At 72.4% G+C, this 23,514-nt stretch carries 12 protein-coding genes; 10 read left to right on the forward strand and 2 right to left on the reverse strand.

Annotated elements, in window-relative coordinates; translation table 11 throughout:
• The first annotated feature begins 55 nt into the window (after positions 1-55).
• Positions 56-4,090: a glycoside hydrolase family 3 C-terminal domain-containing protein gene (locus tag BS72_RS26740; protein WP_037914272.1), complete on the forward strand. Its 4,035-nt coding sequence runs from the start codon at positions 56-58 to the stop codon at positions 4,088-4,090.
• Between the two features lie 607 nt (positions 4,091-4,697).
• Here the strand turns inward: BS72_RS26740 and BS72_RS26745 are convergent.
• Complete coding sequence (locus BS72_RS26745; RefSeq protein ID WP_157856338.1) at positions 4,698-7,664, reverse strand: right-handed parallel beta-helix repeat-containing protein; 2,967 nt, start codon at positions 7,662-7,664, stop codon at positions 4,698-4,700.
• Between the two features lie 946 nt (positions 7,665-8,610).
• On the opposite strand from BS72_RS26745, the gene BS72_RS26750 reads away from it, so the two are divergent.
• From BS72_RS26750 to BS72_RS26790, 9 genes are all read left to right on the forward strand, one after another.
• On the forward strand, positions 8,611-11,610 hold the full coding sequence (locus tag BS72_RS26750) for a glycosyl hydrolase 115 family protein (RefSeq protein ID WP_407639018.1): 3,000 nt from the start codon (positions 8,611-8,613) through the stop codon (positions 11,608-11,610).
• 187 nt (positions 11,611-11,797) lie between these two features.
• Positions 11,798-12,439, forward strand: coding sequence for a hypothetical protein (locus BS72_RS26755; RefSeq protein ID WP_037914280.1), 642 nt, complete (start codon positions 11,798-11,800; stop codon positions 12,437-12,439).
• A 411-nt stretch (positions 12,440-12,850) separates the two neighbouring features.
• A complete protein-coding gene (locus BS72_RS26760) occupies positions 12,851-14,017 on the forward strand; it encodes a Gfo/Idh/MocA family protein (RefSeq protein WP_265736812.1) in 1,167 nt (388 codons plus the stop codon).
• Positions 13,923-15,266 (forward strand): DegT/DnrJ/EryC1/StrS family aminotransferase, encoded by a 1,344-nt coding sequence (locus BS72_RS32830; RefSeq protein WP_157856339.1) that lies wholly within the window; start codon positions 13,923-13,925, stop codon positions 15,264-15,266. Before BS72_RS26760 ends, BS72_RS32830 begins: the two co-directional genes overlap by 95 nt.
• Positions 15,263-16,606 (forward strand): thymidine phosphorylase, encoded by a 1,344-nt coding sequence (locus tag BS72_RS26770; RefSeq protein ID WP_051951748.1) that lies wholly within the window; start codon positions 15,263-15,265, stop codon positions 16,604-16,606. Before BS72_RS32830 ends, BS72_RS26770 begins: the two co-directional genes overlap by 4 nt.
• 10 nt (positions 16,607-16,616) lie before the next feature.
• Positions 16,617-17,771: a Gfo/Idh/MocA family protein gene (locus BS72_RS26775; RefSeq protein WP_051951749.1), complete on the forward strand. Its 1,155-nt coding sequence runs from the start codon at positions 16,617-16,619 to the stop codon at positions 17,769-17,771.
• The gene (locus BS72_RS26780) at positions 17,759-19,687 is read left to right on the forward strand and encodes an ATP-binding cassette domain-containing protein (protein WP_198545958.1); all 1,929 of its coding nucleotides are present in this window, start codon (positions 17,759-17,761) and stop codon (positions 19,685-19,687) included. Before BS72_RS26775 ends, BS72_RS26780 begins: the two co-directional genes overlap by 13 nt.
• Positions 19,684-21,582 carry an ATP-binding cassette domain-containing protein gene (locus BS72_RS26785; RefSeq protein ID WP_198545959.1) on the forward strand — a complete coding sequence of 633 codons (1,899 nt, stop codon included), beginning with the start codon at positions 19,684-19,686 and terminating at the stop codon, positions 21,580-21,582. Before BS72_RS26780 ends, BS72_RS26785 begins: the two co-directional genes overlap by 4 nt.
• A 174-nt stretch (positions 21,583-21,756) precedes the next feature.
• Positions 21,757-22,674: a fructosamine kinase family protein gene (locus BS72_RS26790; protein ID WP_051951750.1), complete on the forward strand. Its 918-nt coding sequence runs from the start codon at positions 21,757-21,759 to the stop codon at positions 22,672-22,674.
• Here BS72_RS26790 and BS72_RS26795 read toward each other — a convergent pair.
• Complete coding sequence (locus tag BS72_RS26795; RefSeq protein WP_157856340.1) at positions 22,604-23,497, reverse strand: glycosyltransferase family 2 protein; 894 nt, start codon at positions 23,495-23,497, stop codon at positions 22,604-22,606. The genes BS72_RS26790 and BS72_RS26795 overlap by 71 nt on opposite strands.
• Positions 23,498-23,514: the final 17 nt, after the last annotated feature.

Here is a 23,514-nt window from a genome sequence, read left to right on the forward strand (position 1 = left end):
GGCGCGCTCCCCATGACCCTGTGTCCCAGCGACGCATGACGTGAAGGAGACAACCATGCACTCCCGAAGACTCCGAAAATCAGCCGGACGGCTGCTGGCCGTGGCGATAGCGGTGACCGTGGTCGCCGGCCTGCCGGCGGTGGCGCAGGCGAGCGCGGGGGGTTCGGCGCAGTCCGTCGCCTCGACGCAGCCGATCTACCTGGACACCCACTACTCGTTCGCCGAGCGGGCGGCCGACCTGGTGTCGCGGATGACGCTGGCCGAGAAGGTGGGGCAGCTCCAGACCAACGACGCGCCGGCCATCCCGCGGCTCGGGGTCCAGAAGTACACCTACTGGAGCGAGGGCCAGCACGGCATCAACCGGCTCGGCGCCGACACCGCCGCGGGCGGCCAGGGCGAGCTCGACGTGACGGCGACCAGCTTCCCGGTCAACTTCGCGTCCACGATGTCCTGGGACCCGGAGCTGACCTACCAGGAGACCACGGCCGTCTCGGACGAGGCGCGCGGGTTCCTCGACAAGTCCCTCTGGGGGACCGGGCAGAACAACCTCGGCCCGTCCGCCTCGGACTACGGCGACCTCACCTTCTGGGCGCCGACGGTCAACATGGACCGCGACCCGCGCTGGGGCCGGACCAACGAGTCGTTCGGCGAGGACACCTACCTGGCGTCCACGATGGCCGACGCGTTCGTCGACGGCTACCAGGGCGAGACGATCACCGGCAAGCAGCAGACCCCGTACCTGAAGGTCGCCGCGACCGCCAAGCACTACGTGCTGAACAACGACGAGAACAGCCGCCACACCCAGAGCGCGAACACCACCGACGCGAACATCAGGGACTACTACACCAAGCAGTTCGCCAGCCTGGTGCAGGACGCGCACGTGTCCGGCGTGATGACGTCGTACAACGCGGTGAACGGCACGCCGGCGCCCGCGGACACCTACACGGTGAACGAACTGCTCCAGGCGACCTACGGGTTCGGCGGGTACACCACCTCCGACTGCGGCGCGGTCGGCGACGTCTACTCCTCCGGCAGCCACGACTGGGCACCGCCGGGGTGGACGACCAACGGCACGACCTGGACGAACACCACCACCGGCAAGCAGATCTCCGCGTCGGCGGGCGGCCAGGCGTACGCGCTGCGGGCCGGCACCCAGCTGAACTGCGCCGGCGGTGAGCTGACCACGCAGAACATCGACGCGGCGATCTCGCTGGGCCTGCTGAGCCCCGGGGTGATCGACGGCGCGCTGACGAAGCTGTTCACCGTCCGGATGGAGACCGGCGAGTTCGACCCCGCCGGCAAGGTCGCCTACACCAAGATCACCAAGGACCAGATCGAGTCGCCCGCGCACCAGGCGCTGGCCACGAAGATCGCCGCGCAGGACCTGGTGCTGCTGCAGAACAACAAGGTCTCCGGCACCTCCTCCCCGCTGCTGCCGGCCAACCCCGCCAAGCTGAAGAACATCGTCATCGTCGGCAACCTGGCGAACACGACGACGCTCGGCGGCTACTCCGGCCAGCCGACCCACAAGGTCGACGCCGTGCAGGGGATCACCGCGGCGGTCAAGGCGGCCAACCCGTCCGCCACGGTCACTTTCGACGGCTGCGGCACCTCGACGACCGTCACCACGCCCGCCGCGTGCTCGGCCGCGACGCAGGCCGCCGCCAAGACGGCGGACCTGGTGATCGTCGTCGCCGGCTCGGACCTCAGCGTGGCCGACGAGGGCACGGACCGTTCGACGCTGGCCCTGCCCGGCAACTACGACTCGCTGGTCAGCCAGGTCGCCGCCATCGGCAACCCGCGCACGGCGCTGGTCATGCAGGCCGACGGCCCGTACGACATCCAGGACGCCCAGAAGGACTTCCCGGCGATCGTGTTCAGCGGCTACAACGGCGAGAACCAGGGCACGGCACTCGCCCAGGTGCTCTTCGGCCAGCAGAACCCCTCCGGGCACCTGGACTTCACCTGGTACGCGGACGACTCGCAGCTCCCGTCGATGGACAACTACGGGATCACCCCGTCCCAGACCGGCGGGCTCGGCCGTACGTACATGTACGCCACCGGCAAGCCGACCTACCCGTTCGGATACGGCCTGTCCTACTCCACGTTCGCCTACTCCCACGTGAAGGCCGGACCCGGCTCCGTCTCCGCCGACGGCACGGTGAAGGTCGGCTTCGACGTCACCAACACCGGCACGGCCGCCGGTTCGACGGTCGCCCAGCTCTACGCCGCGCCGCAGTTCACGGTGCCCGGCACGGAGCTGCCGAAGGAGCAGCTGGCCGGGTTCCAGAAGACGGCGGTGCTCGCGCCGGGTAAGACCCAGCACGTCACGCTGTCCGTCAAGGTCTCCGACCTCAGCGCGTGGGACGAGAGCGCCCTGAAGCAGGTCGTCCACGACGGCGCGTACCAGTTCCGCGTCGGGCCCGACTCCGCCACGGTGGCCGGCTCCGGCACGGTCCGGGTCAAGGGCGCCATCACCCCGAAGGTGCAGACGGTCACCGTCCAGCCGGGCCAGGTCGTCTTCAACGCCGGCGACACGCTGAACCTCGACGCCGCCAACCCGTGGATCGCGCCCGACACCGACTCCTCGCTGGAGCAGAACCACGCGACCGCGGACAACATCGTCGAAGCGGCCGACAACGACCAGTCGTTCGCCGACCTGTCGAAGGCCCACGTCACCTACCGCAGCACCGACCCGAAGGTCGCCACGGTCAACGGCAAGGGCGTGGTCACCATGCGCGCACCCGGCGCCGCGAGCATCGAGGTGACGGTGAACGGCGTGACCGGCACCGCCCCGATCGTGGTGCACAGCCCGTTCGCCCTGCAGTCGGCGAGCGTCGTGCAGCCGAACTCCACCATCACCGCGACCGCGACCTTCACCAACACCAGCGCGCAGGCCGTCCACGGCCTCGCGGTGAACCTGGCCACGCCGAGCGGCTGGACGGCGACGGCGACGTCACCGGTCTCGCTGTCCGCCATCGCTCCGGGCAAGAAGGTGACGGCCACCTGGAATGTCACGGTCCCCGCCGCCGCGAGCCCGGGCACCAAGGCGGAGCTGGACGCGACGGCGGAGTTCACCGGCGGGGCCGGCGCCTACAGCGAGGCCGCGGTCAGCACGCTCACCGTGACCTCCGGTGCCACCCCTGAGCAGGTCACCCCGGTCGTGACCGGGACCAACCCGCCGGCCGGCTCGCTCAAGGTCGTCCTGAGCAACCCCTCGGACACCCCCACCACGGTGACCGCGGTCAACTGGAAGCTCGGCAGCCAGTCGGGCACCCAGCCGGTCAGCGCCACCATCGCGCCCCAGGGCACGGCCTCCGTGGACGTGCCGGTGACGGGCATCACCTTCGCCAAGCCGTACACCTTCACGGTGACCAGCGTCATCGCCGGCGGCCTGACCTCGGAGGCCCTCAACGGGCACGCCACCTTCCTGCCCGTGGCCAACAAGAGCCTCGGCAGCTCGTGGACGCTCGCCGACGTCCAGGACGGACCCTCGGTCGACCTGGCCACCACCGCCGACGGAACCTGGGAGTCGCTGGACGGCTCCCAGCCCTACGGCGGTTCGTCCGACCTCTCGGGCAAGGTGTGGCTCGACTGGGACGCCACGAACCTCTACCTCACCGCCGACATCACCGACGACGTCCAGTCCGAACCGGCGACCGACGCCAACATCTGGCAGGGCGACTGCCTGCAGTTCGCGGCCACGTCCGGCGTTCCCGGGTCGTCCGCCAAGGAGAGCACCGACTCGGTCAACGGGCACTACGAGTACGGAACCGCGCTCACCTCGGCCGGCGCCCAGCTGTACCGGTGGATCGCTCCGACCGAGGGCAGCGGGGCGGTCACCGACGCGACCGTCAACGTGACCCGGGACGAGTCGACCCACACCACCCTGTACGAGCTGGCGCTGCCGTGGAGCGACCTCACCTCGGTCCAGCCCGCCGCGAACACCGTGTTCTCCTTCTCGCTGGACCTCAACGACAAGGACAACGGCGTTCGCAAGGGCTACACCCAGTGGGGCGACGGCATCGGCACCAGCAAGGACGTGGCCGGCTTCAACATGGCCCAGCTGATGCCGGCGAGCGCCTCGTAGCCGCGCCGCGCGCACGGAGATCCGCGTGACCACGGCGTGCCGGGAGCACCGACCCGCCTGACACGCACCCACGGCCACCCGCGCTCCGATGAGACCTCCGAGGTCTCGCGGAGCACCGGGTGGCCGTGGGCTGTGCCCGGGGCGGCACGCCCGCCCGGAGCGGCCCCCGCCGGGCGCACCGCTCCTCCGGCCTCACGGGCACAACGCGGCGGCCGTCCCCGGCCCTTCGGGAACCGAGACCCGAAGGTGCCGTGCGGACGGCCGCCGCGTTGTGCCCGCCGCGTTGTGCCCGCCGCGCTCCGGCGGTGCGTCGGATGCGGCTGGTCCGGTCCTGCGGGCCGTGGAGCGTCGTACGGCCGGGCGTACGGCCCGCCTGGTACGGCTGGTGGCCGCTGTACCTGCCGCTGTACCTGCCGCTGTAGCGCCGCCGTAGGGCCGAGGGCGGGTGCGCGGTCGGCCGCGGGGCCGGCGGACGGCGGTGTGCCACCCGACGGCCCCGCGACGGCCGACTGCCCCCTCCGGCCGACGGCAGGCTTGCCCGTCAGGCCGGAGGAGGCAGTCGGTGGGTGTCCGCCCCTCGCGGGGCGGAGGGTGCCGGGGGAGGGGGCTACCCGGCGACGGGGTTGTCGATCTCCAGCCCGTCGAAGGTGGCGTACGAGCCGGAGACCTTGGCGACCGTGATCGTGTGGACGCCCGACGCGAGGGTGGGGCTGGTGTAGACGACGGCGTCGGCGTGGCGCGCGCCGTCGGCCGGCACCGTGCTGACGATGACGGGGGTCCCCTGGTCGATGGACACGCTGATGTCGCCCTGGTCGGTGTACTCCTCGCCGAAGACCTTGACGCCCGTGCCCATGAACGTGGACGTCAGGCTGGCGCCGTTGGCCGTCGTGTAGTGGATGTCGTTGTTGTAGTCGCCGTAGCCACGGCCTGCCGAGTAGCTCCAGTTGCTGTAGGTGACCGACGCGTCGGTGTCGTCGATCCGCGCCGCGGCCGGCGGCGTGCCGACGTAGACCGCGACCCCCGACGACGGCTTGGAGGCGGCGCTGCCGTCCTTGGTGGACTGGGTGGCGGTCAGCGTGTGCCGGCCTTCCGCGGCGCCGGCGAAGGCGCAGGTCCAGCCGCCCGTCCTGTCGACGGTCGCGGTGCAGCCGGCGTTGCCGGTCTCGTCGGTGGCGGCGACGGTGTCGCCGGCCGCCCCGGTGCCGCGGACCGTGAAGGTGTCCGCCAGGCCGACGGTGCCGACGGTCGGCGAGGTGATCTGCGGCCTGGGCACGTAGGCGCCGACGGTGACGTCGGCGGCGTCGGCTCCGGCCGGCACGGTGGCGACGAGGAAGCCGTGGGACACCCACCGCACGCTGGTGGCGCGCTGGTCACCGAAGAAGACCGGGGTGGTCGGCGTGAAGCCGGAACCGGCGATGAACACCTGCTCGGTGGTCGATCCGGCGGCGACCGGGGTGGGCGCGGAGAGGTAGTCGGCCTCGGGGCGCAGGCCACCGGTCAGCGACTGGTAGGCGCCGGTGGGCCCCGCACCCGCGAGGATGGACTCGGGGATGTCGTTCGGGCCGGGCGAGGCCGGGATGACGGTGTTGCCGCTGATGTTGGAGTCGACCGGCGGGTTGCAGTCGTAGCTGCCGACCCGGTCGGAGAAGTAGTTGCCCGTCACCCAGAAGTGGCCGGTGGACGAGCAGCCGCCCTGCGCGGCGAGCGGGGTCAGCGGGTGGAACTCCACGTTGCCGCTGAAGTCGATCCACTCCGAACCGGCGTCGTCGTAGTACGCGTTGTACAGGGAGCCGTCGTTGTAGACGACGTTGCCCGTGATGTGCAGGCCGTTGGCGAGGGTGGCCGCGGAGTCCAGCGTGCCGTCGGCGTTGTCGACGTAGCCGGCCTGGTGCCCCTCGATGTAGATCGCCCCGCCGTCGTCGAGCACCTTCATGACGTCGTGGATGAGGTTGTCGCTGATGGTGTTGTCGGCGTTGATGTTGGTCGAGTTCTGCGGGTGGTCCGCCTCGTCCACGTGGCCCTCGATGACCCCGGCGGTGATGCCGGTGTACGGCAGGTCGTAGAGGTCGTTGTGGGTGATCGTGGTGTGCCGGCTGAACAGCAGCGTGATGCCGCAGGCCGAGGGGTAGTCGGTGCCGACGGCGTGGATCACGTTGTCCGCGACGGTGGTGTGGTCCAGGATCTCGTTCTCACCGATCCGGTCCGCGGCCACCTTCTTGGGGTCCGGGGTGCAGTTGTCCTTGATCACCGAGGCCGACGTGGTCGTCGGGGTCGGGTCGTAGGTGCAGCCCAGCGAGATCGCGGTGGAGGCGATCTGTGTGAACTCGTTCCCCTCGATCACGTTGTGCGAGCCGCCGTACTTGAAGCTCAGGCCGGCGCCGCCGAGGTCGGCGAACTCGTTGCCGCTGAGCGTCACGGAGTCGGCGCCGGTGAAGTCGACGTTGGCCAGCGGCTGGGTGAGCGCGCCCCACGGGCAGCTTCCCGCCGGGGTCGAGAAGGTGCACAGCCCCTGGTTGTTGGCCTGCGTCCGGCGCAGGTTGCTCTGCACGTCGGCGAAACCGACGGAGGTCGACGGGTCGTTCCAGGTGGCGTAGGAGAACTGGAGGCCGGTGAAGGTGATGTCGTGCACCGGCTTGGTGAGGCTTCCGGCGCCCCGCAGCAGCGTCTCCAGCCGCGGCAGCTCGACATCCGCGGCGGACATCCGCTGACCGCTCTTCGGCGCGTAGTAGATCCGGTCCTGGGCGCTGTCGAGGAACCACTGCCCGCTCCCGAGGAGGCCGCGGGCGTTCCGGACCGTCGTCGGCATCTGCGAGGGGGACATCGACGGCAGGCCGCCGCTGCCCTGGGTGAACGGGGCGCCGTTGGTGGCGTCGTTCCAGCAGGGCTGGTCCATGACCAGCTCGCTGCCGGACATGCTGGCGACCCCGCACTTGGAGTCCGTCCAGGGGCCGCTGCCGCCCGGGTAGTCGAACTCGACCTGTGCGACCTGCGCGGGAGTGAGGGCGGCGAACCAGGCCAGGGCGGCCGGGTCCTTCGACAGGTCGTAGCCGGTGGCCGAGCCGGTCCAGCCGCCCGCGAAGCCCAGGGCGGCGGGCGTGGCCTGGGCGACGGGGGCCTCGGCGCCGTCGACGTAGAGCTGGCGGCTGGCGCTGTCGCGCGGGACCTTCGCCGACCACACGCCGGTGCCGCCCACCTGGGACCAGCCGGTCACCCGGGTCGCCCCGGAGACCACCGGGTGCGCGCCGGGCGCCGCCCGCCACACGACCGGGTGGCCGGGGGTGCCGGAGTCGGCCGTGCCGAACTTCCAGGTCTTCGCCAACCGGTAGGTGCCGTCGAGCAGTTCGACGGTGGCTCCGGCCGGCTTCCGGCCCCGCTCGACGCGGCGGACAGCGGTCTGCGCCGCGTCCAGCGAGCAGGGCGTCTTCGCCGTGCAGGCGGCGCCGTGGCCGTCGGGCGCCGCCCACAGCACGGTCGGGGCGGCAGCCTGTGCGTCAGTGGCCGCTCCGGCCAGCACCCCCGCACTCACCAGGCCGAACGTGATGACGGAACCGAGAACTCTGCACGCTGATGCCATCCTCTTCATGACCGCTCCGGGAACGACAGGACCTCACGGGTTTTCCCGTGAGGGGACAAAGACATCGGATGATTCGGCAGCCTGGCATTCGCGGTTGATCGGCGTCAACAGGTGTGACAGCAAAACAGTGATCCTTCGATACACCGCGCGACGAGAAGGGATCGGATGTCCGCGGATGTCCGCGCCGCCCCTGCCCGCCCCGGAAGTCCGCCCCGCCCCATGTCCCGAAGGCGTCGAACGAGGGGTGGCGCGAGGGCCCGGTCCGGTCGGCGGGTCCGGGGTGCGGAGTCCGTGCCACCCGGTCGGCGCCGACCGGCGCCGTCGGGGCGTCGATCTCCGGGTGCCGCTCGCCTCGTGGCATCGCGAACGGGCCGCCCGGCCGCGGGAATCGACGGAGCCGGACCGCACCTGACGGGGCGTTGCCGCGCGCTTTTTCGTCTTTCTCGCGACGGTTGTCCGTTTGCCGAAAGCCGCCTGCCGCCGGCTGCGCTTTCCGGCGGCGCCTTTCGGTGAAGAAGGGTGCCGCACGGGGATTGACCGGCTGTCGGCAACGGGACTAGGTTCTCCGAAAGTTGCGGAGGAATTTCGAAAGTTTCGGAATGCGGGCCGTCGGCCCCGCCGATCCGGACGGGAGTCCTCCGCGTGGGCAGGCCGGCACGTGCGGGTGCGTGCCGCCGCCGGACCGCCTCGGGCGGGCCGGGGCCCGGCCCTCGTCGCAGACCTCCGCTGAGCGAGCCGCGAACATGCACGGGAGAGAGAGCATGCACGACAATTCCGCGAGACACCCCAGTCGCAGGTCGGTGCTGGGCCTCGGCCTCGGGATCACCGCGCTGGCGTCGCCACTGGTCGCCACGGCGCTGCCGGCCGGGACCGCCTGGGCGGATTCGGCCGGGCCGGGCGGCGCGGCCTGCCGACGGACTTCGGGTCCTACGTCTCCTTCACCCCCGTGCACGGCGGCTTCCCGCTGGCCGAGGCCGGGAAGGCGGTGCCGATCGTGGTCAGCGGGAGCGACCATGCCGGTGTCGTCCGGGTCGTCGGCGACCTGCGGGACGACATCGAGCGGGTGACCGGCGTCCGCCCCGAGGTCTCCCAGGACAGGCTCCCCGCCGGGCGCGAGATCACCATCGTCGGCACCATCGGGCACAGCCCCCTGGTCGACGGGCTGGTCGCCGCGGGCAAGCTGGACGTCAGCGGGATCGCCGGGAAGTGGGAGACCTCGCTGCAGACGGTGGTGGACAAGCCCCTGCCCGGCGTCGACCGCGCCTTCGTGATCGCCGGCAGCGACCAGCGGGGCACCGTCTTCGGCGTCTACGACGTCTCCCAGGGCATCGGCGTCTCCCCCTGGTACTGGTGGGACGACGTGCGCCCGATCCGCCGCAAGGCGCTGTACGTGCTGCCCGGCCGGCACTCCCAGGGCACCCCGGTGGTCAAGTACCGCGGCGTCTTCATCAACGACGAGAACCCCGCGCTCGGCACCTGGGCCCCGGCCTACTTCGGCCCCGGCAAGGCCGCAGCCTACCCGGGGGGCTTCAACGCCGACTTCTACGCCAAGGTCTTCGAACTCCTGCTGCGCCTCAAGGCCAACTACCTGTGGCCGGCCGTGTGGGGCCGCGCCTTCGCCGAGGACGACCCGCTCAACCACGCCACCGCCAAGCGGTACGGCATCGTCATGGGCACCTCGCACGAGGCGCCGATGATGCGCGGCATCGAGGAGTGGAACCGGCACGCCGTCGCGGCCACCCGGGACAGCGCCGGCAACGTCGTCACCCCGGGCCACGACCCCTACGGCGGCACCGGCGAGTGGTCCTTCCGCTACAACTCCGCGGCGCTCGAACAGTACTGGCGCGACGGCATCCAGCGCATGGTCGACCAGGACTTCGAGGGCGTGGTCACCCTCGGCATGCGCGGCAACGGCGACGTCAGCCTGCCGGACGGCGACGGCATCGACCTGATGACCGAGATCATCGCCACCCAGCGCCGGATCCTCGCCGAGGTCACGGGCAAGGACCCCGACGCCACCCCGCAGGTGTGGACCCTCTACAAGGAGGTCCAGCGCTACTGGGACCGCGGCCTGCGCGCGCCCGACGACGTCACCGTGGTGCTGGTCGACGACAACTGGGCCAACCTCCGCAAGCTGCCGGACGTCCGCACCGACCCGCGCGCCGGCAGCTACGGCCTGTACTACCACTTCGACTACGTGGGCGTCGGCCGCGACTACAAGTGGGTGGACACCACCTCGCTGCCCAACATGTGGGACCAGCTCAACCAGACCGCCACCTACGGCGGCCACGGGCTGTGGGTCACCAACGTCGGCGACCTCAAGGGCAACGAGCTGCCGACCCAGTTCTTCCTGGAGTACGCCTGGGCCCCGGACCGCTGGCCGCTGGAGTCGCTCCCCGAGTGGGAGGTGCGGTACGCCCGGCAGAACTTCGGCGACGAGCAGGCCACCGCGATCGCCGCGGTGCTCGGCCGGTACGCCCAGCTCCAGTCGCGCCGCAAGCCCGAACTGCTCAACCGCCGGATCACCGTCGACCCCGCCAAGGACATCACCCGGGACCCCTCGGCGATCGTCTACGACGACCAGGCCACCCCCTTCAGCATGACCGACTACCGGGAACTGGAGCGGGTCACCGAGGACTGGCAGGACCTCGCCTCGGACGCCGCCCGGATCACCCGGCAGCTCCCGGGGGCCGACCAGGACGGCTGGTACGAGCTGGTCGCCTACGAGGTCCAGGCCACCGCCAACCTCTACGAGCTGCGCAGGGCGGAGTTCACCAACATCCGCTACGCCGGGCAGGGCCGGGCGCTCACCAACGACCTGGCCGCCGCCGCCGAGGCCCGGCTGGCCGACGACTTCGAGCTGGCCGACCGCTTCGACAACCAGGTCGCGGGCGGCAAGTGGAAGGGGTTCCAGACCCAGCCGCACATCGACTACGGCGACGTCGCCCGCTACGGGTCGACCGCTCCCTGGCAGGAGCCGGAGCTCGACAACGTGGCCATCGCCGACGTGCTCTTCCCCGCCGTCCAGCGGATCGAGCTGCCGGACACCGCCGAGATGGGCGTGGCGATCGACGGCTCCGACGGCTGGTGGCCGCACGAGGAGGGCGAGGCGGTGCTCCCCGTCTTCAGCCCGTACCAGAGCCAGCCGGCCCAGTACATCGAGGTGTTCAGCCGCGGCACCAGGGCGTTCGACTACCGCGTCAGCACCGGCGTGCCGTGGCTGACCGCCGACCGCAGCCGCGGCCACGTGGTCCAGGAGGACCGGATCACGCTGACGGTGGACTGGTCGCGGGCGCCCAGGGGTACCACCCGGCTGCCGATCACGGTCTCCGGGCCGAACGGCCGCACGGTCGTCGTCCAGGCCGTGGTCGAGAACCCGGCGCTCTCCCGCGCCGCCCTCCAGGGCTTCGTCGAGGCCAACGGCTACGTCTCCATCGAGGCCGCCCACCACTCGCGGGCGGTGGAGACCCGCGGCGTCTCCTGGGTGCGGATTCCCCGGATCGGCCGGACCGGTGACGGCATGGAGCCGTTCCCGGTCACCGCGCCGCGGCAGACCCCGGGCGGCGCCGGCCCGCGGCTGGAGTACCAGGTCAGCCTGTTCACCACCGGACCGGTCACGGTCTGGGCCTACCTGTCGCCGCGCAACAACGCCCTGGCGACGGACGGCCTGAAGTACGCCGTCTCCTTCGACGGTGACGCGCCCCAGACGGTGAACATCACCACGGCCACCGGTTCCGACGACAACGCGATGAACAACCAGTGGGCCCGCAACACCTCGGACAACGTCAACCGGACCAGCACCGTGCACACCATCGCCCGGGCCGGCGCGCACACGCTGAAGTTCTGGATGGTCGACCCGACGGTGGTGCTGCAGAAGCTGGTGATCGACACCGGCGACCTCAGGCCCAGCTACCTGGGCCCGCCGGAGAGCCTGCGCCTCGGCTGACCTGACCGGCCGCGGCGGCGGGGCGCCCCGGAGCGCCGGGGACCTCCCCGGCGCTCCGGGGCGCGTCTCGTGGGGCGGGGACGCCGTCGAGGGCCGGCGGGTGGGCGGCGCGGCCCGGCCGTGGCCGCGGTGCGACACTGTTGCTCCGCGGCGAGCCCCCGCGGGGCGGCCGGGGAGGGGATGGCAGGTGGCGCGAGGCAGCGGCGGCGTGCGGCGGATCCGGCCCCGGCACCCGGTACGGGTGGGGCTGGGGATTCCGGTGTGCCTGGTGCTGCTCCCCGGCGGCGGGGCACTGAGCGCCTTCGGCGGCTGGTACGCCGTACTGGGCGTCGTGCTCTGCCTGTTCGGCGCCCTGTGGCTGATCGCCGCCGTGACCTTGCTGTGCCCGCGCCCGGTGGTGCGGTGGCTGGCCCTGGTGCCGCTGCTGGTGCCGCTGGTGGCGGTGCCCGTCGTCTGCGCCGACTCCGCGCAGGCGGCCGTCCTGCGGTCGCGGGGCGTCGTCCGGCACGGCGTCGTCACCGGCGTCGAGACCGGTACCGGGCGGACCACGACCTACTCGTGCGAGGTGCGGTACGACGATCCGCCGCCCTCCGGCACGCGGATCGACTGCGACCGCGGCGACCGGGTGGGCGAGCGGGTCACGGTTCTGGAGGACCCCGAGGGCCGGGTCGACCCGGAGCTGGCGAAGGGCCCGGTCGCGCCCGTTCCGGACGCGTCGGACGACGACGCGTGGCTGGCCGCGATCGGAGACCTCTGTCTGCTGGTCCTCGCGGGCGGGGCGGTGGCGGTCTCGGTGCCGGCCCTGCGCAGGGTGCCGCTCTCCAAGTGACCGGGGCCGGCCGGGCCGGCCGGGTCCGCCGGGCCCGCCCCAGGCCGTCCGGAGGCGAAACCGGAGGCGCCCGGAGAAGCCAAACCGGCCCCCGGCCGCCATAGCTGACACACCGTGGCAGAACGTCGCCCGGGCATATTGTGGCAAGGGCCGCGGGTTGATCGGACTCCTTGTCCGGAAGCGATCTCGGGGATAGGCTGCCACAGGCCGAGTTCGAGGAGGCCACTCGAACTCGGCGGCGAGATGGCGAACGTGTGAATGCGGAGCGTTGCTCCGTCCGGCGTTTCGCGCGGTCGGAAACCGACTGCCGGTGATGTCGCCCGTCAGGACAGCGGTGGATGGGGCCCCTTGACGGTGCCTCGCAGAGAACCGATTCCCCCGTCGAAGCTCGAAGTCAGCTCCACGTCTGCAATGCGCAAGGAATTCGCGAAGCCGATCGAAGGGGTTGATCCCTTGCAAGGCTCGTCCGTGACGCGGTGCGCGGTTTTCGGTGTCGGCCGAAGGACGTTGAAGGACTACGTGCCCGCTCTCGTCGCCTCAGGGCGGCGCGTCGACCTGGTCGCCGCGTGCGATGTGGAACCGGCCGCGGAGAAAAGGCTCGTGGACGAGCTGGAACGGCTCGGAAGCGGCGCGCGGCCGCTTTTCTTCACCGACCACGTCGCGCTGCTGGATTCCGTGTGTCCGGACCTCGCCATCGTCGTGACGCCGCACCACACGCACGACGACATCGTCAAGGAGCTCTTCCGGCGCGGGGTTCCCGTCCTCAAGGAGAAGCCCTTCGCCCTCTCCTCGGCGCGGGCCCGCGAGCTCACCGAGGCCGTCGAGGAGTACGACGGGCACCTGCGCCTGTGCGTCCAGCGCCGTTACCACCCGCTCTACCTGCGGGCGCGGGCCGCGCTGGCGGAGATCGGCGGGCTCCGGCACTTCGACGCGGTCTACCAGCTCAGCACCGACGCCTACCAGGCCGGATGGCGGGCCAGCCTGGACACCTCGGGCGGCGGCGCGGTCATCGACATGGGCTACCACATCATCGACCTGCTCCACTGGTTCTTCGGCATGCCGTCCCTCGTCTACGCGAGCGCGGCTCCCAAACTGGTTCCCACAGCCTCCTACGACATCGAGGAGACCGTGCTGGCGAACCTGTCGTATTCCGACGGCGTCACCGGAACGCTCAGGCTGTCGCTCTGCGAGGCCAGCAAGGAAGAGCTGATCCGCGTTTACGGCACCGCCGGGTACATCAGGCTCACCCGCGACTCCTTCGAACGGTTCGACCGCTCGAACAACCTGGTCGAGCGGGTGGCGGCCGACCATTCCTGGAACTCCGCCGCCGGAGTCCTGGCGGACACGCTCGACAACCTCACCGACCCGGAGGTCACCCGCCGGGAGATCGCCGACGGTGTGCGGGTCACCGCCACCATCGACGCGCTCTACCGTTCCATCGCACAGCAGACGTCGGTAAAACCGCTGCACGGGGAGAATAGTGGTGAGTGTTTCGGATCTGGCCGTCGACGGGGGACAGCCGGTACTGGATCGGACGACGGCGTATCCGTGGCCGAAGCAGCGATCGGAATGGTCTGAACGCGTCCTGCGCCAGCTGGAGAGCGGAAAGCTCTCCGTCTACGACCGGTCGGGTGTGGTCGCGGAGTTCGAGGACGCCTGGGCGGCGGCGCACGGAACCGAATTCAGCCTGGTCACCAATTCCGGTACCGCGGCGCTCCATTCCGCCTTCTACGGTATCGGCCTCGGACCCGGCGACGAGGTGCTGTGCCCGACCTACACCTTCTTCGCCACCGCGGCGTCGCTGTTCCAACTGGGGGCGCTGCCGGTGCTGGCCGACTGCCGGCCCGACGGCTCCTTCGACACCGGGGCGGCCGAGCAACTGGTCACCGACCGCACGAAGGCGATCGTCATCACGCACATGTGGGGCCTGCCCTGCGACATGGACGAGGTGGTGGCCTTCGCCGAGCGGCACGGCCTGGACCTGGTCGAGGACTGCTCGCACGCCCACGGCGCGACCTACCGCGGCCGTCCCGTCGGCACCTTCGGCGCGGCCGGCGCCTGGAGCCTGCAGACCCAGAAGCTGATCGCCGCGGGCGAGGGCGGCGTGCTGGCCACCCGCAGCCGCGAGGTCTACGACCGGGCCCAGCTCCTCGGCCACTTCAACAAGCGGGCCATGAAGGAGATGGACGCCGCGGGGCCGCTCTACCCGTACTCCGTCACCGGCCTCGGCCTGAAGTACCGCGCGCACCCGCTGGGCGTCGCCTTCGCCGTCGGCCAGATCGCCGAGCTGGACTCCTGGATCAAGGGCAAGCAGGGCTTCGCCGAGGAGATCGCGCGGCTGTTCACCCGGATCGCGGGGATCACGCCGCTGACGCTGTCCACGGCCGAGCGGACCTCGGCGCACTACGCCCTGCTCTTCGACGTCGACCCCGCGCTCGTCCCGGGCGGCAGGGACTGGCTGGTGGCGGCGTGCAACGCGGAGGGACTGGACGACGTCGACATCCCCAAGGCCACGTCCCCGCTGCACACCCTGCACCTGTTCCAGAACCCGATCTCGCCCGTGACCACGTACGACAGGACCTGCGTCCGGACCGCCTTCCCCATCGCCGACCGCCTCGCCGCCCGCACGTTCAAGATCTCGGTGCCCTGCGCGCCGGTGGGCTACGAGGAGGAGGACGCCGGGTACCTCGCGGCGGTGGAGGCCGTCGCCCGGAAGCTCGCCGACCACCTGTCGGGCGCCGCCCGGCCGGCACCGGCCCCTTCCACCGAGGCGGTCGGCACCGAGGCGGCCGGCACCGGGGCGTCCTCCGCCGAGGGGGTCCGGTGAGCCACGGCCTGAGGGAGGTCAAGGACCCGGGCGCCTCGGCACGGGTCATCGAGGCGACCAACCGCAAGCGCGCGGGCGCGGCCCTCGACGCCGAGGAGATCGCGGGCGTGGTCACGGACTTCGTCGCCGACCGCATCCCGGACTACCAGATGGCCGCCTGGCTGGCGACGGTCGCCTGCCAGGGCCTGTCCACGGCGGAACTCGCCGCCCTGACCCGCGCCTACACCCTCGGCGGCGGGCGGCTGGACCTGAGCGGGGTGGACGGCGCGGTCGTCGACAAGCACAGCACCGGCGGCGTGGGGGACACCACCACCCTGATCGTCGTGCCGGTCGTCGCCGCGTGCGGCACCCCGGTGGCGAAGATGACGGGACGCTCCCTCGGCTTCACCGGCGGCACCCTCGACAAGCTCGAGTCGATCCCGGGCCTGCGGACCACCGTCCCGCTCGACGCGATCGTGCCGACGCTCAGCTCCGTCGGCATGGTCATCACCGGCCAGAGCACCGACCTGACCCCCGGGGACGGCGCCACCTACGCGCTGCGCGACGTCACCGGCACCGTGGAGAGCATCCCGCTGATCGCCGCCAGCATCATCAGCAAGAAGTTCGCCGTGCACGCCGACGGGCTCGTCCTCGACGTCAAGACCGGTGCCGGGGCGCTGATCCAGGAACGCGACCGCGCGGTGCGGCTCACCGAGACGATGCTCGACCTGGCCCGGGCCTTCGGCCTGAGCGCACGGGCCGTGCTCAGCGACATGAGCCAGCCGCTCGGCCCCTCGGTGGGCAACGCCCTGGAGATCCGGCAGGCCCTGGCCGTGCTGCGCGGGGAGCGGACACCCGGGCTGTGGGACCTGTGCGCGACGATCTGCCGGCTGATGCTGCGGAGCGTCGACCCCCGGCTCACCGACGAGCAGGCCGCGGCCAGGATCGACCGGGTCCTCGACGACGGCTCCGCCTACGAGATGTTCCTCCGGTGGGCGGTCGCGCAGGGGGCCGACGGCGCCGCCCTGGAAGCCGAGCGCCTCCCCGCCGCCACGCGGCGGCAGTTCGTCCGGGCGGCCGAGTCCGGCTGGATCACCCGGATCGAACCGCGGGCCGTCGGCAACGCCACCCTGCTGGTCGGGGCCGGACGCCTGGCCTACGACGCGCCGCTGGACCACGGCGCCGGCGTCCTGCTGCGGCACCGGGTCGGCGACCGCGTCGCCAAGGGCGACGTCATCGCCGAACTGCACTACGACCGGGGGGACGCGGACACCGCGAGGTCGCTCGTGGAGTCGGCCGTCCACCTCGGGGACGAAGCGGTCACCGCGCCGTCCGCTGTCCAGCAGATCTTCGAACCCTGAGGACCATGACATGTCTGTAACCGCCAGTGAAGGCGCCGAGAGCCCGGCGCGCACGGGGATCGCCATCGTCGGATGCGGCTTCGTCGCCGGCCTCTACCTCACCACACTGGACAACCACCCGGACCTCGAACTGATCGGGGTGTACGACATCCTGACCGAGCGCGCCGAGGCGGCCGGCGCGCGGCACGGGGTCGTCGTCTACGAGAAGCTGTCCGACCTCGTGGCCGACGACCGCGTGGACGTCGTCGTCAACCTGACGAACCCGGAGAGCCACGCCGAGGTGACACTGGCCGCCCTGGACGCGGGCCGGCACGTGTACACGGAGAAGCCGATGGCCACCACCGTCGAGGACGGCCGGCGGATCACGGAGGAGGCCGAGCGCCGGGGGCTGGTGGTGGCGTGCGCCCCCGCGAACTTCCTCGGCGAGGCGTTCCAGACGCTGTGGCGCGAGGTCAGAGCCGGGTCGATCGGCACGCCCCGCCTCGTCTACGCCCAGCTCGACGACGGCATCATCCACCTGATGGGCTGCGAGACCTGGCGCAACCACCTGGGCGTCGCCTGGCCGTACCGGGAGGAGTTCGCCGTCGGGTGCACGATCGAGCACGCGGGCTACCACCTGGTGCCCCTGACCGCCATGTTCGGGGCGGTGCGCAAGGTCGTCTCGGACCAGGCCACCCTCATGCCGGACAAGTTCCCCCCGGGGGAGTCCGGCCCGGTCGGCCCCGACTTCATGACCGCCTCGCTGACCTTCGAGGACGGCGTCGTGGCCCGGCTGACGTGCAGTATCGTCGCGCCGCACGACCGGTCGCTGACCGTGATCGGCGACGCCGGGGTGCTCCGCCTCACCAACTGCTGGGACTTCGGCTCCCCCGTCACCCTGCGGACGGTCAAGGCCGGCGACGCGGCGTACCTCGTCGACGACCACGAGGTGCCGCCCGTGCGGCCGTACGTCCGCACGGACGGTACGGAGGCCGACCACGACATGGACTTCGCGCGCGGCATCGCCGAGATGGCCGCCGCCGTCCAGGAGGGGCGGACGTCGCGGCTGTCCACCCGCCACGCCCTGCACGTCCTCGAAGTCACCCTCGCCCTGGCCGAGTCGGCCGGGACCACCGGGATCACCTCGGAGTTCGACCGGCCGGAGCCGCTTTCGTGGGCGAACTGAGCCCCCCGCCGCCGACGCCCGGACCCGGCCGGGCCGCGACCGGCCGGGCGCGGCCCAGGATGCGGCCGATCGCGGGGCTGCTGCCGCTGGCCGGCGCCGGCCCGGTCGCGGCGACGGTCGCGTGCGACGTGCTGCTCGGGGTACTGCCGGTGGTCTTCGTGGTCAGCGGCAGCGTCATGGTGGGCCGGATTCCCGCCGCCGTGGCCGCCGGCACCGGCTCCGCGCGGTGGACGGCGGTGCTGGCGGCGTTCGCCGTGGCGGCCGCCGCGTTCACCGGGCAGCAGCTGGTGGCGCCGTTCCAGGCGGCGCTCGGCGAACTGGTCGCCCGACGCGTCGACGGCAGGCTCTTCGACCGCCTCATCGCCGCGGCCCTGCGCGGTCCGGGCATCGGCCCGCTGGAGGACCAGCGGCTGCTCGAGCACCTCGGAGAGGCCCGCCGCGAGTTGGAGTTCGGCGCCGACAGCCCCGGCAAGGCGTGCGCCGGCCTGCTGCACCTGACCGCCCGCGGGATGCAACTGGCCGGCTGCGTCGCCGTCATCGGGTACTGCTACTCCTGGCCGGCCGGGATCGCCGTCCTGGTGGCGGTCCTGGCGCTGCGGCACGGGCTGCGCACCGGCCTGCGCAAGCACATGGACAACTGGGTGGCCCTGGCCGGGCACCGGCGCGAGGAGCGCTACCTGCGGGACCTGGCCACGCGCGCGGCGGCGGGCAAGGAGATCCGGATCTTCGGCCTGGCCCCCTGGCTGCGGGAACGCCACCGCACCGCCGCCCTCGCGTGGATGGTCCCCGCGGCGGCCGAGCGCCGCCGGCTGCTGCTGTGGCCCTACCTGCGCTACACGGCCTTCGGCCTGCTGGTCACGGCGGCGGTGCTGGCCGCGGTGGCCGCGGCAGGCGCGGGCGGCACCTCGCTGACCGACCTGGCACTGGCCACCCAGGCCGTGCTGATCGCCGTCCGGCTCGGCGAGTTCTACCCCGAGTCCGACATGCAGACGCTGCTGGGCATGAACGCCCACCGCGCGCTGACGGCGTTCGAGCGCGGCGTGGGACACCACGCAGTCCGCGAACCGGCCCGGTCCGGCGGGACGCAGGCGGCGCGGCCGCCCGTCCCCGCGCCGGCCGGCGAGATCAGGTTCACCGGGGTGTCCTTCGGCTACCCCGGCCGGGAGCCGGTCTTCGACCGCCTCGACCTGCGGATCGCCGCCGGGAAGTGCACCGCGATCGTGGGGGTCAACGGCGCCGGGAAGACCACCCTGGTCAAGCTGCTCACCCGGCTGTACGAACCCGACGAGGGCCTGATCACCGTGGACGGCAGCCCGCTGCGCTCCTTCCCGGTGGACGCCTGGCGGGCCCGGGTCGCCGTCGTCTTCCAGGACTTCAACCGGTACGAGGCCAGCGCCTTCGACAACGTTCGCTACGGCGCCGCCCACCGCGCGGACACCGCCGCCGTCCGGGAGGACGTCCGCGCGGCGGCACGGGACGCGGGGGCCGCCGCCGCACTCGCCCCGCTGCCCGACGGCTTCGACACCCCGCTGGCGAAGCACCTGGCCGGCGGCACCGACCTGTCCGGCGGGCAGTGGCAGCGTGTCGCGCTCGCCCGCGCCCTGTTCCGGCTCCGGCGCGGCGGCGGGGTGCTGGTGCTCGACGAACCGACCGCCAGCCTCGACGTGCGCGCCGAGGCCCGCTTCTTCGAGGAGTTCGTCCGCGAGGGGGCGACCACCGTGCTGATCTCGCACCGCTTCTCCACGGTGCGGCACGCCGACCACATCGTCGTCCTCGCGGGCGGGCGGGTGAGCGAGCAGGGCTGCCACGACGAACTGCTGCGCGCGAAGGGCGAGTACGCGCGGCTGTTCCGGCTCCAGGCGGACCGCTTCGCCGCAGACAGCCCCGCGCCGGAGGGACCGGGGGTGCCCGTGTGAACAGCCTCTTCGCCGCCGCCGCCGGGCTGCTGGCCATGTGCTGGCGGCAGAGCAGGAGCAGGACCCTCACGGCCCTCGGGCTGATGGTGGCCGGCGGCACCGCGATGCCGCTGGGCGGCCTCGGCCTGCGCGTCCTCTTCGACGCGGCGCGCGCCGGCGACAGCGGCCGGGCGGTGGCCGCCGGCGTCGCGGTCGCGCTGCTGCTGGTCGCGGCGCTCACCTGCGGCCACTTCGCGCACATCGCGTACTTCGAACTGGCCGAGATGAACATGCTCCGCTACGGCGACGAGCTGATCGGCCTCGCCAACGGGACCGCCGGCCTCGACAGCCACGAGAGCCCGCGGCGCGCCGACCAGTTCACCGTCCTGGAACGCGAGGTCCAGCAGACCCGCAACACCCTCCAGGCGCTGCTCACCCTCGCCGGGCTCGGCGCCGGGCTGCTGCTGACCGCCGTCATGCTCGCCCTGCTGCACCCCGTGCTCCTGCTACTGCCCCTGGCCGCCGTGCCGCCGGTGCTGGTGGGACGCCGCGCCGAAGGGCTCATGGACGCGGCCAGGAGCACCACGGCCGAGCCGACCCGGCGGGCGCTGAACCTCTTCCGCCAGGCCACCGACGCGGCCTCGGCCAAGGAACTGCTCGCCTACCAGTTGGAGGGCGAGGTGCGCACCTCCCACGGCGCCCTGTGGGACCAGGCGAGCGGCGTCCTGTGGCGGGCACAGCGCCGGGCCGCCGCGCTGCGCGCCCTGAGCCAGCTGGTGTTCGCCGCCGCCTACGCGGGCGCGGTGCTGCTGATGCTGCGTCAAGCCGTCACGGGCCGCGCCACGGTGGGCGACGTGGTGCTGGTCGTCGTCCTCGCCGCGCAGGCCAACACGCAGGTGGCGCAGACCGTCGGGCTGCTGCCGGACCTGCAGCGCCTGACGGGGGTCGACCGGAGGCTGCGCGAGCTGCGGCAGCCCCTCGACCCGGCCGCGGCGGTCCCGGACACCGCGCCGCCGTCCCCGACGGTCCCCGACTCGCCGCCGCCGGCCCCGGCGGCCGCCCTCGCGGAACCCGCTCCGGCGCCCGGACCTGCCCCGCGCCGCCTCCCCGCGGCGCCCCGGGCCGCCGTCGTGCCCGAGCGCGTCCGGGACGGCATCACCCTGAGCGGGGTCTCGTTCGGCTACCCCGGCGCCGCGGCGCCCTCGCTTCGGGACGTGGACCTGCGTCTCCCGGCCGGCGCCGTCGTCGCGCTCGTCGGCGAGAACGGGGCCGGCAAGTCGACCCTGGTCAAGCTGGTGTGCGGGCTCTACCAGCCCACCGCCGGCGCGATCCTGGTGGACGGCACCGACCTGAGGAGGCTCCCGCCGGAGGACTGGCGGGCCCGGACAGCCGCCGGGTTCCAGGACTTCGTCAGGTACGAACTCGCCGTCCGGCAGGCCGTCGGTGTGGGCGACCTGCCGCGTGAGCACTCGGAGCAGGCCGTACGCGCCGCCCTGGAGCGGGCGCGGGCCGCCGACGTGCTCGACCCGCTGCCGGACGGCCTCGCCACCCGGCTCGGCCGGAGCTACACCGACGGAACCGAACTCTCCGGCGGCCAGTGGCAGAAGCTCGCCCTCGGCCGGGCGTTCATGCGCGAACGGCCGCTGCTGCTCGTCCTCGACGAGCCGACCTCGGCCCTCGACGCCGGGGCGGAGCACGCGCTCTTCGAACGGTACGCGGAGCACGCCGGGCGGACCGCGGCCGACGGCGGCGTCACCCTGCTGGTCTCGCACCGCTTCTCCACGGTCCGTATGGCCGACCTCATCGTGGTCCTGGCCGGCGGCCGGGTCGCCGAGGCCGGCAGCCACGCCGATCTCGTCGCCCGCGGCGGCCTGTACGCGGAGCTGTACGCGCTCCAGGCCAGCGCCTACCGCTGAACGCGCCTGCTGCCGAGCACACCGCTCAGCGCGCCGACCCGTCCGCGGTGCCTCCCGCCCGGCTGCGGCGCGGCGACCGCCTCCGGGACCTCGCCGCATCGCGCCGCGGCCGGGCGGGAGAGCACGCCCCCGAATACCTGGTGCCCGAACACGGGCGGAAGTTATGATTCGCGGGTGTCGAATGAGGAGATACTCGCCGATCGGCTCCGTGCAGCAGGGTACGCCGCGAAAGAGGTGGAAAAGGCCGCCGGCGGTGTGGTGGCCGTCGCGGGTCTGGTGACGCTCCAGGACGGCACCGAGATATTCGCGAAGACCCTGCTCGGACCGGATCGGGACATATTCCCGGTCGAATCCACCGGTCTGTCCGAACTCCGCGCACTCGGCGGGGCGAACACCCCGGAGGTGCTGCTCGCCTCCCCGCGGCTGCTGGTGCTCGAAAGAATGCGGCCGCGTCCGGACGACGGGCGCTTCTGGGAACAACTCGCCCACATGCTCGCCGCCCTGCACGCGTCCACCGTCTCCGACCGCTTCGGCTGGCACCGCGACGGCTGGCTGGGCCGCATGCGCCAGGACAACACCTGGGAGCCGGACGGCCACACGTTCTTCGCCGAACGGCGCATCCTGCGCTGGCTCCCCGAACCGCTGGTCGAGGCCGCGTTCGACCGCGAGGAGCGGCAGGCCCTGGAACGGCTGTGCGCGGCCCTGCCCGAGCTGGTTCCGCCCCAGCCCCCGTGCCTGACCCACGGCGACCTGTGGCAGGAGAACGTCGTCGCCACGGCCGCCGGGGCCCCCGTGCTCATCGACCCCGCCGTGTCGTACAACTGGCCCGAGGTCGACCTGAGCATGCTGTGGTGCTCCCCGCGGGTGGCGGCGGCGGATCGTTTCTTCGCCGTGTACCGGGAGGTCGCCCCGCTCCAGGACGGCTGGGAGGAGCGGATGCCGCTCCTCCACCTCCGCGAACTCCTCAGCGTCATCGCCCATGACGACGACGACTGGGGCGCCGCCGAGGCCGTCCGGAAGGTCATCGCGCCGTTCCGGAGGACCGGCGCCTCTCCTGCCGGGCCGCGTCGTACGCGCGAAAGTGCCGGCTGAGCATGGGACCCACCTCGGCCCACTCCGGGTAGTCCGCGTAGTCGAAGGAGCAGGGTGAGAAGCGGAAGGCAGGATCGCCGACGTCGATCCTGCCCCCGTTCCCGTCGAGGTGGTCGAGGAACGCCTGCGACTCCCCGACGACGGAGCGGTGCAGCAGCCGCCACTCGCCCGACGAGTAGGCGGCGACCCTCCTGGCCAGGCGGCGCTGAGCGGAGGCGGTCCACTTGACGTGGTGGACCTGGGCGTGGATGTCGGCCACCGGGACGCCGCGGCCGGTCCACGCGTAGTGCTGGCCGAGGTCGAGTTCCACCGTGCCCCGGGCGAGCGTCACCTTCGTCGGCCTGCCGTCGAGCAGCCGGAAGGTGAGGAAGCCGGCCAGCGGGTACTGGCGCCACAGCGGCGTCCGGCCGTGCGGGGCCAGGTCGGTGAGGCGGCCGTCGGCGGCGACGCGGTCCAGGAAGGCGCCCTCGACGAAGTCGAACCCCCGCCGTTCGCAGTGCTCTACGACCTCGGAGAGCGGCCTGTCGTAGACGTGGAACTCGTCCAGGTCGGCGACCACCCACCAGTCGTCCGGGTGGGCGGCCATCTGCTCGCGGATGAGTTCGGCGTTGAGGTCCTCGTGCCAGGGCGCCACGCGGACTCCGGCGAAGTCGAGTCCGGCCGCCCGCATCACCGCCACGGAAGGCTCCAGGCTCTCGTCGTCCCGGCTTTCCACGTGGCGTACCACGTGGAACTTCTCCACCCCCAGATCGCGGTAGTGGGCCAGCGAATAGGGAAGCAATGAGACATCGCCGCCCACGACGGAGACAAATCGTAGAGTCATGTCCAACCCTGAGTCGG

It is taken from the genome of Actinacidiphila yeochonensis CN732, assembly GCF_000745345.1.
GTDB classification, from domain to species: Bacteria; Actinomycetota; Actinomycetes; order Streptomycetales; family Streptomycetaceae; genus Actinacidiphila; species Actinacidiphila yeochonensis.

Coding starts and splice junctions, on each gene's coding strand:
- BS72_RS26760 (WP_265736812.1), top strand. CDS start 12,851: ATGCGCAAGGAATTCGCGAAGCCGATCGAAGGGGTTGATCCCTTGCAA.
- BS72_RS26795 (WP_157856340.1), bottom strand. CDS start 23,497: ATGACTCTACGATTTGTCTCCGTCGTGGGCGGCGATGTCTCATTGCTT.
- BS72_RS26775 (WP_051951749.1), top strand. CDS start 16,617: ATGTCTGTAACCGCCAGTGAAGGCGCCGAGAGCCCGGCGCGCACGGGG.
- BS72_RS26745 (WP_157856338.1), bottom strand. CDS start 7,664: ATGGCATCAGCGTGCAGAGTTCTCGGTTCCGTCATCACGTTCGGCCTG.
- BS72_RS26740 (WP_037914272.1), top strand. CDS start 56: ATGCACTCCCGAAGACTCCGAAAATCAGCCGGACGGCTGCTGGCCGTG.